Origin of the sequence: Capnocytophaga sp. H4358, from assembly GCF_002302515.1 — a bacterium.
Taxonomy (GTDB): Bacteria; Bacteroidota; Bacteroidia; order Flavobacteriales; family Flavobacteriaceae; genus Capnocytophaga; species Capnocytophaga canis.
Genome location: NZ_CP022380.1, coordinates 847,458 through 860,692 on the forward strand (window position 1 = coordinate 847,458; position 13,235 = coordinate 860,692).

At 40.3% G+C, this 13,235-nt stretch carries 3 protein-coding genes and 1 other RNA gene; 2 read left to right on the plus strand and 2 right to left on the minus strand.

Annotated features, from left to right (window positions below; translation table 11 throughout):
- Window positions 1-56: 56 nt before the first annotated feature.
- Complete coding sequence (locus tag CGC49_RS03655; RefSeq protein ID WP_095911859.1) at window positions 57-10,859, minus strand: Ig-like domain-containing protein; 10,803 nt, start codon at window positions 10,857-10,859, stop codon at window positions 57-59.
- A gap of 483 nt (window positions 10,860-11,342) precedes the next feature.
- Between CGC49_RS03655 and rnpB the strand changes: the two genes are divergently transcribed.
- Window positions 11,343-11,641, plus strand: an RNA gene (gene rnpB / locus CGC49_RS03660) — RNase P RNA component class A.
- A gap of 153 nt (window positions 11,642-11,794) precedes the next feature.
- Here rnpB and CGC49_RS03665 read toward each other — a convergent pair.
- Window positions 11,795-12,001, minus strand: coding sequence for a hypothetical protein (locus CGC49_RS03665; protein ID WP_095911860.1), 207 nt, complete (start codon window positions 11,999-12,001; stop codon window positions 11,795-11,797).
- A gap of 496 nt (window positions 12,002-12,497) precedes the next feature.
- Between CGC49_RS03665 and trmB the strand changes: the two genes are divergently transcribed.
- Window positions 12,498-13,181, plus strand: a complete 684-nt coding sequence (gene trmB, locus CGC49_RS03670; protein ID WP_042344252.1) for a tRNA (guanosine(46)-N7)-methyltransferase TrmB — start codon at window positions 12,498-12,500, stop codon at window positions 13,179-13,181.
- Window positions 13,182-13,235 lie beyond the last annotated feature (54 nt).

A 13,235-nucleotide genomic window follows, 5' to 3' on the forward strand; every position in this document is an offset into this window, starting at 1 on the left:
AATGATGAAGCAGTAGGCAACAGTATTTTCCATCACCTACTGCTTTATTATAATTATTACTTCTTAATATACAACCAACTTCCTTTCGTATGTTTCTTGTTGTTGTTATCGGTGTATTCAATGATATAGTAATACGTACCTTGTGGCAATTTCTCAGCAGCTTCAATCGTTACTCGTCCGTTTGAAATCGCTCGGAATACTCTATTAACATTATCATAGCCCTTGGTCTCGAACACCTTAACTCCCCAACGATTATAAATACGAACCGTATTATTAGGATATCTCTCTATACCTTGAATATGGAAGTAATCATTCAATCCATCTCCATTCACAGAAATAGCATTGTGAGGAATTACATCATTCAACACCGTTATCGTTACCTTAGCTATAGAACAGTTACCCATCGTATCGCAAAGCCCATACTCGAAACTGTCTACTCCTGCATAACCTCGGTTAGGTGTGTAAACAACCTCATCATCTGACGGATCATTAGTCGTTCCATTGTTATTGATAACAACCGTTCCGTTTTTAGGTTGCGTAACAATAGTCAAAGTTCCTTGCGTAGGCACATGCTCATCATTAGATACTACTTTAACCGTAACAGGTGTATCAACTACCGTCTGTTCAACATCATCTTTCGCTACTACAGGTGTCGTTGGAGTTGTTACCTCTGTAACTACTATCGTTACTGTAGCAGTATCGCATGTAATCGTTCCTGATTTTGTACAGATGCTATAACCTATCGTATACGTTCCCGTTGGCGTACCTGACGGCACCATAACATTTCCTGTCGATGGGTCTAAGTTCGGTACGATTGCTCCCGTTGGGGTTGACGTTACAGTTATCGTTACATCAGATGTTGTTGGTGTGTTAGTACCAAGCCTATCGTTATCCAATACGTTTCCTACTGTTTGCGTGTTGGTCGAAGTCGTAGCTGTAAACGTATCCGAGTTCGCTGTAGGTGTAGCTACAACTCCTTTAACCGTAATGTAAGCCGTAGCTTCATCACATGCCTGTGGAGTTCCACTATCACAAACTCTATACGTAAAGGAGTCTGTCCCTACAAAGTTCGTAGTCGGTGTATACGTAAACGTACCATCTGTACTCAAACTCAACGTTCCATTAGAAGGAGTTGTTACCACTGTAGTAGTTACTGTATCGCCCTCTGGGTCGGTGTCATTATTCAACACATTTCCTACTACTGCTACATTAACATCTGTATTGTAAGCATCGTCATTAGCAACTGTAATATTAGTTGTTGTAGATACCACAGACACATGTACTCTCGCTGTTTTACAAGTAGACGTTACATTACCATCACAAATGATGTAAGTGAACTCATCTTCTCCTACAAAGTCTGTTGTTGGTGTATATGTGAATGTTCCGTCAGCATTCAAGGCAACTGTTCCATGAGATGGATTGGTATGTGTCGTTACACTGAAAGTATCTCCTTCTGGATCAAAGTCATTCGACAACACGCTTATCAAAACACCTGTATTTACTTTAGTAACAGCTGTGTCATCATTCGCAACCAAACTATTGATTCCTTTCGGTAATACTTGGATACTTATCGTAGCTGTTGCACATGCCTGCGGTGTTCCGTTATCACATACTTCATACGTATAAGATACCGTTCCTACAAAGTCTGTCGAAGGAGTAAACGTATATCTTCCGTCTGCGTTCAACACAAAGCTATGTCCTCCTACTGTATTTGTTTGTATTGTCCATACTTGCGTATCTCCCTCAGGATCTAAATCGTTCGTTCCTACACTTCCTGAAACCGGTGTATTAACATACGTATTGTTAATATCATCTTTCGCTACGGTCGTATTTGTTGGTGTTACTACCTCCGTAACTGTTATTACTACAGTAGCCGTAGCACAAGTAATCGTTCCTGATTTTGTACAGATGCTATAACCTATCGTATACGTTCCCGTTGGTGTACCTGATGGTACCGTAACATCTCCTGTTACAGGGTCTAATATCGGCACGATTGCTCCTGTTGGAGTTTTCGTTACCGTTATTGTTACATCAGATGTCGTTGGTGTGTTCGTGCCAATTTTATCATTATCCAACACGTTCACTACTGTTCCACTTTGAGTGGTCGTTACAGTTACTGGGTCGTCAGTAGCGGTGATTACCGTAGGGGTTACAGCTGTAACTACTATCGTTACCGTAGCTGTGTCGCATGTAATCGTTCCTGATTTTGTACAGATGCTATAACCTATAACATACGTTCCCGTTGGAGTACCTGACGGTACCGTAACATTTCCTGTCGATGGGTCTAAGTTCGGTACGATTGTTCCCGTTGGGGTTGACGTTACCGTTATCGTTACATCAGATGTTGTTGGCGTTTTTGTACCAAGTCTATCATTATCCAACACGTTCACTACAGTTCCACTTTGAGTGGTCGTTACAGTTACTGGGTCGTCAGTAGCGGTGATTACCGTAGGGGTTGTTACAGCTGTAACTACTATCGTTACTGTAGCAGTATCACAAGTAATCGTTGCTGATTTTGTACAGATGCTATAACCTATCGTATACGTTCCTGTTGGTGTACCTGATGGTACCGTAACATTTCCTGTTACAGGGTCTAAGTTCGGTACTATCGCTCCTGTTGGGGTTGATGTTACAGTTATCGTTACATCAGATGTTGTTGGTGTATTAGTACCAAGTCTATCATTATCCAACACGTTCACTACTGTTCCACTTTGAGTGGTCGTTACAGTTACTGGGTCGTCAGTAGCCGTGATTACCGTAGGGGTTGTTACAGCTGTAACTATTACAGTTACCGTAGCTGTGTCGCACGTAATCGTTCCTGATTTTGTACAGATTTCATAGCCTATAACATACGTTCCCGTTGGTGTGCCTGATGATACCGTAACATTTCCTGTCGATGGGTCTAAGTTCGGTACTATCGCTCCTGTTGGGGTTGACGTTACAGTTATCGTTACCTCAGATGTTGTTGGCGTTTTTGTACCAATTTTATCATTATCCAATACGTTAACTACAGTTCCACTTTGAGTGGTCGTTACAGTTACTGGGTCGTCAGTAGCCGTGATTACGGTAGGGGTCGTTACCGCTGTAACTGTTATTACTACAGTAGCCGTAGCACAAGTAATCGTTCCTGATTTTGTACAGATTTCATAGCCTATAACATACGTTCCCGTTGGAGTAACTGATGGGACCGTAACATCTCCTGTTACAGGGTCTAAGTTCGGTACGATTGTTCCTGTTGGAGTTTTCGTTACCGTTATTGTTACATCAGATGTCGTTGGTGTGTTCGTGCCAATTTTATCATTATCCAACACGTTAACTACAGTTCCACTTTGAGTGGTCGTTACAGTTACTGGGTCGTCATTAGCGATTAACACTGTTGGTGTTACTACCTCTGTAACTGTAATCGTTACTGTGGCTGTACTACAAGTTACTATACCTACTTTTGTACAGATCTTATAACCAATTTCATACGTTCCTGATGGTGTTCCTGATGGTACGGTTACATCTCCTGTCGATGGGTCTAATATCGGTACGATTGTTCCCGTTGGGGTTGACGTTACCGTTATCGTTACATCAGATGTTGTTGGTGTGTTCGTGCCAATTTTATCATTATCCAACACGTTCATTACTGTTCCACTTTCTGTGGTCGTTACAGTGACTACATCATCAGTAGCGGTGATTACCGTAGGGGTTGTTACAGCTGTAACTACTATCGTTACCGTAGCTGTGTCGCAGGTAGTCGTTCCCGATTTTGTACAGATGCTATAACCTATCGTATACGTTCCGGTTGGAGTACCTGACGGCACCATAACATTTCCTGTTACAGGGTCTAAATTCGGTACGATTGTTCCCGTTGGGGTTGACGTTACCGTTATCGTTACATCAGATGTTGTTGGCGTTTTTGTACCAAGCTTGTCGTTATCCAACACGTTTCCTACAGTTCCACTTTCTGTGGTCGTTACAGTTACTACATCATCAGTAGCGGTGACTACCGTAGGAGTAGTTACAGCTGTAACTACTATAGTTACCGTAGCTGTATCACAACTTACATCAGCTGAAGCTACTCCCAATGGGCAAATTTCATACGTAATGGTGTAAGTTCCTGATGGAGTCGTTGAACTTACTGTAACATTACCCGTCGCAGCATCTAATATCGGTGCATTTGGTAATGGAGATGGCGTTACACTTGTAATACTAACCGTACCCACTGTGGCTGGACTACCATTAGCGGTATCATTACTCAATACATTGCTAACCAATCCTCCCGTTGTAGAAGTTACAGTATAAACATCATCATTAGCATCTATAAACGGAGGTACTACTACTGTTACTGTTGCTGTATCACAACTTGCATCAGCTGAAGCTACTCCCAATGGGCAAATTTCATACGTAATGGTGTAAGTCCCTGATGGAGTCGTTGAACTTACTGTAACATTACCCGTAGCAGCATCTAATATCGGTGCATTTGGTAATGGAGATGGCGTTACACTTGTAATGCTAACCGTACCCACTGTAGCTGGACTACCATTAGCGGTATCATTACTCAATACATTGCTAACCAATCCTCCCGTTGTAGAAGTTACAGTATAAACATCATCATTAGCATCTATAAACGGAGGTACTACTACTGTTACTGTTGCTGTATCACAACTTACATCAGCTGAAGCTACTCCCAATGGGCAAATTTCATACGTAATGGTGTAAGTCCCTGATGGAGTCGTTGAGCTTACTGTAACATTACCCGTAGCAGCATCTAATATCGGTGCATTTGGTAATGGAGATGGCGTTACACTTGTAATACTAACCGTACCCACTGTGGCTGGACTACCATTAGCGGTATCATTACTCAATACATTGCTAACCAATCCTCCCGTTGTAGAAGTTACAGTATAAACATCATCATTAGCTTCTATAAACGAAGGTACTACTACTGTTACTGTTGCTGTGTCGCAAGTGTCTGTAACTACTTTTGAACAGATTTTATAAACAATAGTATAGGTTCCTGCTGGCGTACTCGGAGGTACAATGATATCACCTGTCCCTGTTTGAACACTTGGAACTACAGCTCCCGTAGCCGGTGTAACAATAAAAATATCTACATTGCTTGTACTTACTGTTCCGCTGGTGATGGTGTCATTACCTAACACATTACCTGCCACCACTGGTGTAGTGGTCGAAGTTGCTGTAACAGGATCATCAACAGCATCAATAGTACAAGTGTTGTTTACCACGAAAGTTGTAGTAGCCGAACATGTTCCGTTGGAAACCGTCATCGTATAGGTTGTTCCTAAAGCAAAACCTGTAATGGTCGCCCCTGTATGGGTTACCGCTGCATCACTAAATGTGTAAGCATATGTAGCTTCATAGTTAGCAATAGCTGCTGAACCTGCTACTAAACAAGTCGCATTAACTACGGTTACCATTGGAGTTGGAATAGCAGAAATTACTACAGAAACACTCGCTCTTCTACTTTCACAAGTCCCTTGGATTACTGAAACTTCATACGTATTTCCATTTATCAAGTTATCAGTATCCGCAAGAAGTGATGATGCTAAATAAACTCTAACCACTGACGGATTTGTTGGATTCACTCTGTTTTTCAAATTCAATACAGTAGGTGAACCACAGAATGCCCCTGAAATTGACGTTGGTGCAGGTGCTGGATTCACCGTAACAACTACCTCCTGTGACGCTGTACATCCGTTAGAACGTGTTACCGTCAAAGAATAGGTGAAAGTTGTTACTGCTGTCAATGGTGTCCCTGTATACTTGAATGTAGGCGCTTGGATATCCGCATTTGAAAGATAGTTCATATTACCTGCAGTGGACGAAGTCCATTTATAAGATGTATAAATTGGAGCTGCTGCATTGTAAGCAAAAACTGCTGAACCTGTTTCGCAAACGGTCAAATCAGTCACTAAACCTGTTATGGGATTAGGCACTGCCAATTGAATATCCGACATATCACACAAACAACTATTACTACTACCTTCAATGATAGCACGAAGCCTACACACGTTTTGTTGTGGAATGTCCAACGAACCTGTTAAATTAACAGAAGCTCCTGCGTTGATAGTGGTTCCTGTAAAAGTTATTGTTCCGACCTTATTATCGCCCGTACCCACCATTGAATCGAAAACAGTATCTTCATAGAATGAAACTACTAAGTCTCCTGTATAATTTATTCCACTTGTATTTTTTACATCAAATTTGAATGTTACACGCTCTTTTCCTCCCTGTGCAGCTGCGGTTACTGACACATTTTCAATTTGGAGTGAGGCTCTCTGTGATTCTACTTTGACTTGTTTTGTTGCTGATGTCAAAGTCGTAAGCACTGGACAAGTAGTGCCATCGGCAGGACAAGCTATATTAGTTGCTTGGTCAACAGTGTAGTATTCGATTTGCCGTTCTATTCCACAATCTGTTGCCGGAGTACCTGCTTTTTGTCTGACACCAACTTGATATTTAAACCAATTACCGTGAGCCATATTTGGTATTGCAATTCGATACTCTGTAGCTCCCGATGCGGTTGGTGTTGAAGTTGCAGCTAATGAAGTAGATAACGTAGACGGATTTGCTTCCACTTGGTTGTATGACCCTGGAACGATTTCGTACCCTGATGGAATACGAAGTACCACATAGCCTCCTGTTCCAATACTTCCCAAACCTGACTGTGTAACTGCTTGGTGCCTACCTTCATAAATAGCACTCGCCCCTGTAACACAATTATTTGCGTTACCATTTTTGTATATCAAGGTGTTATCCATACGGTAAGTCATTGCAGCTACCCCGTCAATACTTGCTGTAATGGCGTTGTCTCTATTTCCTTGCAAAGCACCTCCACACGGATTTTGCCCCAATACATGCACCCAGAACGAAGATCCTACATTGAAATCACAATTAGGTCGTACGTTGATGCGTACACGTATTTGTCTGTCATTTTCACCTGGATGAGTTTCTGTTCCATAAAGATATGGTGTCAAGTTATATACCCTCGCATTTTCACCGTCAACTACTTCGTTAGTTCCCACAACAGTATTTGTTATAGTACTGTCATATGGGTAGAAATACTGCACTTCTGCAATATCAATACCATCTTGGGTACTGATTGCCAAACGAGGTGATACTACAGCTCCTAAACCTCCACTGTTAATTTCATACTCATACCAGTTGTCTCCACACATTCTTAGTTTTCCGACAGCCTGCTCACCTGTTTCAGTGCTATTAGGTGTAGCCTTACGTTTTAACTGTACTAAACTATTTTCGTTTTCTAAGCTATACGTAACAAAGGTATTTGGCAAACCGCTACATGTACCTGCATGCTCATAGCCTTGAGAAAACTCGGCACAATTCCATCCTGCGTAAACTGTCATTGTTGCGTTAGCACAATTGATTAGGCGTACCTTTAAATTATAGGTTTTACTTGCACCTACGGCTAAACCTGCAGCTTCTAAATGGTACATTTTCTGCCCTGAAATGGTTGCTATATGTGTCAATGTTGTAGTACCATCAAGTAAGCCGACTACTTCCACCCCTGAAACATCTGGGATCGAAATCCAAGTGTACGGTGCTGCACTACCTCCAGTACTTTTAAGTGTAAGTCCAAGGGTACGCACCTGATCGGTCATTTTAACGCTTAGGTTGGTATGTGGCGTAAGCGTTATGGCAGGTCTGTTGTTAAATGCCAAGTCTCTTGTTTGCCCATTAGGATTGGGGGTATTACTCCTATCATTCATATGTACCAAAGGAGCTCCGCCTGGCGACCCTCCGTTACTTGCCAAGCCATAGTGATAGTAGTAATCATAGAACTGGGCTTTTATGTTTGCTGGCTCTACTACAAGCCCTGAACCACAGGTTGCTTGAACCCCAACCCTTATCCAATCACCATAACCATTATGTATAGAGATAAACCCTGGTAATAATTTGTATTTTCCGCCTTCGATGGGGTTTTCGTATCGGTACTGAATGCTATTGCCCTGCACACTCATTTGCATATCGCTCAACGGAATCTGAATTGATTGTTCTTGCAGTGCACCTGTTGAGTTAACTACGCCACGTATGTAATATACCCCTGTAATCTTATATGTTTTAGGGATAGTAAATGTAAACTCTTTTATCAAACGTCCTGGTCGATGCTCACCTCTGTAACGAACCCCATTAGAATTAAATCTTCGTGAGAGGAACATCATATTGGAGCCTATATTGGTTGACGTACAACCATTTACATTATAATCATTGGTATGATCCCACGAATAGGTATTTGCCACAAACATCTCTGGCGAACGAGGAACGCCACAATACTTCTCTGCTGTTCCTTCGTACATAAAGAAGTAGGTTTGCTCTGTCATCTGCAAATCTTGTGCAAAGGTTGATTGTGTTTTTGTTACGTTTCCATCTACTTTGAATATTGCATATACCTCAAAGGTATCTCCTTGGTTTAAAGGCGTTCCACCCAAAGCGGATGTCAAATTCCAAAGAACTCCTCTTTTTGCAGGGTTGTCTGGTGTTTCCGTACCTACGGGAGTTGTACTTATTTGTACATCGGACATAGGAATATCAACGCTTGTTCCTGAACGCGTTCCACTGGTAAAGGTAAATCGAAGACTCACAGGAGATATCAAAACCCCTTGGGTAAAATCCAATTTGTAATACAAATTATTGGCTTGCCCACGTCTTTGTTCTCCTTTGGCTCGTAGTTCTATTTCGTCCAAATACAAGGCTCTTCGCGATGATATTTCCTGAGCTTCGGTAAGCGGATTTGCATACGTAAGCCGTGTGGTCATCGTTCCGTCTGTCCACCCTAATGAACTCTCAGTTCTTCGTGCTGTAACGCTTCGCAGTACAGGCCCGTCGTTAGGACAAGAAGCATCACAAACAATCTGAACGGATTGCGTGAAACAACGCAATTTAAGTTCACATTGCTGGGGCGTTTCGTAATCGTCTATAACAGAAAACCTATACGTAATTTGTTGTGGAGAAGTAGTTGGACATTTGGCTTTAACCTTCAATCGCAAATGCCCCAACGTATGATGTATGGCTGTTACTTTTTTCCTATCAGATGAGACAGTTAATGCCGATGGTCTTTCAGTTCCTGTTTGATGTGTTTGTTCATCATAAAACTTCGCGTCGCCAAGTTCAATTCCATCAGGAATGAAGGCTTCAATTTTATAACGTACCTTATAGGTCTCTCCTCCTTGTTTATGAAGCTGTACAAAAGAAACATACTCTCCGAAAGAAATCTGAGCATCTGAAAAGTCATCTCCTTCGTGCAGAACAGATGGGAAATAGGCTGCATCTGTCAAATAAGAACGTTTATAAAACGGAAGGAATCTACGAGCGTTCTTCTGATTTTGAACGGCACTTGGTTTTGTATGGTCATACCGCTCTCCACAACGTTCTGTGTAATAGACGTAGGTGTAATATTCGATATAAAAATTTTCATTAAAGAATTGTTCACCTGCACAATTAACTTTGGGAAGTTCATCATTTTTGATTAGGTCGAACTCAATATGTAGGGTTTGCCCTGCCGCCAAATCGTCATATTTGCCATCGCCGTTCAAATCCTCTAACCCTCCTGCCCCGTCGGGGTCGCTACCTAATGCTGACAAATGAACATCAAACACCCGGTCAGCCCCTGTTAAAACTGGACTGGGATGCGTAGTTGCCACTACGGCACTGGCAGGTAAAGGTGTAGCCACTTGGGTTGTAGGGTTGATGATTCTGACATTGGCTGGTTTGAACGTAGCTTTTAGATTGCCTCGCCCCAATTTTGCCAAACGTATTACAATTTTATCGGCATCAGCACCACTGCCAACACCATAATTTCTGTACGCTGCTCGTACGGTTCCTACTTTTTCTCCTATGGCAGCACTGCAATACCCCTTATCTCTTGTAAAATAAGTAAAATTCCTATCCAAGTGAGCTGCATTCTCTACTTTGACATTAGGGTTGGTTCTTACAAAGTCAATATTAGCCGCTCCCGTAGTTTTTTGTATGGTACGCTTTGAGGTGTTTCCTGCTCCATCGGGCTGAAACTGAGCCGTGTCGGTTCCCCAATTAACCATATAAGTGATTTCCTTATCGCCAATAATGCAACGCTCGGTTATGGTGTATTCTTCATTAATAAGGAGTTCTTGTCCATTACTCAAACCTGCAGGTACCGTTATTTTAAACAGTTTCTTTTGAGCTGTTGAAGCCGTCAAAGGTGTCAATTGAGTTCCGTTATGCGAAATTTTATGGTAGCTCGTGCCTACTGGGTATTCTACCGAGAAGTACACGTCTTTTGCAATACCATTTCCACCAGCACGCAATTTAAAAGTGGTTGCATTAACTCCTGTTAAAGGATTTAAATTAGGTTGCAAATCAGTACCTGTGGGTACTGAAAGCTGCGGATACTGATAACCGTAAGTAGGTGTATCCTTTTGTGCAGTTGCTCCCCCTTGTGTTACCTTGATTACATCCTTCATCTGCGTTCCATTAATACGGTTATGATGCGATGTAGGAGATAGTACACGTATATAGGAAAACTTTACCTTTGAATTGGCAGTAACGCCCGTCACTTGAAACGTCACAACCGAAGTGGTAGCATTCACTGAAGTAATACTTCCTGCTCCCTCATCAGTTATTTGACCATTCTTCACGGTCACCCCTGGCGGTAAAGTTAATTCAATCGAAGCATCTCCAGCATTAGTGAAGTCAATTTCAACGGTAGCTTTCCCCCCTTCGAAATTTTTCTCTACAATCTGATATCCATCAGCAAATTCATTTACTGGATTCTTGATATCAATCTGTCCCGTAACTTGTTGTATTCCTAAAAAAGAAAACAACAAGACTACTAAAAGTAAACATTTTTTTTGCATAATTCTTTAGTTATTATATATTATTGTCCTTCTAGAACGGGGCAAAGTTACGATTTTTTGTAACATAAAGATATAATTTTATCGAAGTAACATAGCTTTTAACGTTAAAATAATTTTTTTTTAACTTTTCTTTTAGTACATTTTGCTCCGCACGGTATTAGCTTTTAAACTTGCAATTATTCGAACTCTATTTCTACCTTTAAAATCTCACTTTCTATCTTCTTTTTAACTTTTATCATAAAAATCTCATTTTGATATTATTTGCGCTTCAAATTTATTGGAATAGAACAACAATACCTTATATTCAGCTATTAGCACCGAACCAGATACTTGAGTAGCAATTTTTCTAAAGTATCTCCTCTGTCTTTTCCTCTGAAGAAATACTGTACACTAACTTGTTCTCAATAATACCTAGTCTCTATGTATATATGTCAATGCAGATTCTATTGTGTATTTTCCATATATTTTATACTTTTGCCGTCGAGAGCAAATCGGCTTATCGCTATTTATAGAGGAAAGTCCGGACACCATAGAGCAGCATAGCGGGTAACGCCCGTCCGTCGTAAGGCGAGGACCAGTGCAACAGAAAGGATGTACAATACGGTTGTAGTGAAATCAGGTAAACTCTATGCGGTGCAACGCTATGTAAACCAGCACTTGAGAGCGGCTCGTTCGATGTTGGAGGGTAGGCGGTTTGAGTTTACAAGTAATTGTAAATCAAGATAAATGATAAGCGTCTTTACAAAAAGATTACAGAATCCGGCTTATGATTTGCTTTTTAAATAAAGAAAGGCTATTCGATTTATTTTCGGATAGCCTTTCACTAGTTATAATTCAGTATGAAGTAGGATTAATACAACTCTCCCCTGTTTCAATTTCGTCTTTTAGCTATTGGAGAAATGTTAAAAGATTAGATCAAAAAATACAATCGCACCTTAGTAGATACCTACATAAGAAACTCCTGCCGCCACTTGAAGAGAAGTACCTTCTTCAAAAGCATTTGGGCTTTCCTTCGTAGGGTCAACAATATATACTTTTCCGCTTTGGCTTCCTCTGGCTACCAAGGCAAAATATACCTTCCCATCCTTTCCTTTCTTAGCATTTTGATACACTGATAAATCAAGGTTTTCAGGGAAATTCATTTTGATAGCCGTCTTTCTATTGATATCAACACGTGCTATAGACCAAGCAACTTCTTTCTTTCCTTTGGATTGATCATAATAAGGGACGAAAGCAATTCCGTTTCCTGCGTAGAAAATACCTGTACCTCCTATGGTTGTTCCGGTGCAAATATAAAAAAATATTTTTATGTAGAATGAATTTAAATAAAAATATTAACCTAAAATCAAAATAAATCCACTCTCTTGAGGTATTTTCCTTTAACGGCTATTAGGAGCATTATATTTGAAAAAAGAAATGAAATTATAGAAAAGTTACACGAAAAACAGATATAAAATTTCTCAAATCTTCTTTTTTCTGTATTTTTGCCCCCTGAATTATAAGATTATTAACCTGCTGAAAAATCACATTTTAGCGATCTAAAAAATTAATATACAGAAGAATAAATCCGTTACAACCTTTATAATTCAAACGAAATAATCATTTCAGACATCCTTATTCAATCTAAAAAATATAGCTGTGGGAAGTAAAAACAAACTAAAACGCTTCAAAGAGAACGAAACTTTTTCAAATGTACTGCAACCTAAACGGGATGAGCTACTTGCCGAATCCTTCGCTTTTAAAGGCAAATGGCATCAAGAATATTTTAAGAATAATCTGCCAATCGTATTAGAATTGGGGTGTGGTAAAGGAGAATATTCTATCGGATTAGCAAAGAAAAATCCGAATAAAAATTTTATTGGTATTGATATTAAAGGAGCTCGATTTTGGCGTGGTGCGAAAACTGCTATTGAAGAAAACATACCTAATGTAGCGTTTTTACGCACACAAATTGAACTTATTGAACATTGTTTCGCTCCTGGGGAAGTGAGTGAAATCTGGATTACGTTTCCTGATCCACAAATCAAATATAAACGCACCAAACATAGGCTTACAAATATGGATTTTTTAAACCGCTACAAAAACATACTTTCATCGGAAGGTTATATCCATTTGAAGACGGATAGCGAATTTATGCATGGATATACCCTAGGACTGCTTCATGGATTGGGACATGAGGTGGTTTATGCAAATCATAATATCTACAACAGCGATGGGGTTCCAGCAGATGTGACAGAAATTCAAACGTTCTACGAGCAGTTTTATCTATCTCAAAATAAACCGATTACTTACATTCGATTTAGAATAAAAGATAACGTTTAAGATTCAAAAAGTATAATCACTTAATTGTTAATCTCTATTGACTAAAATCACCCA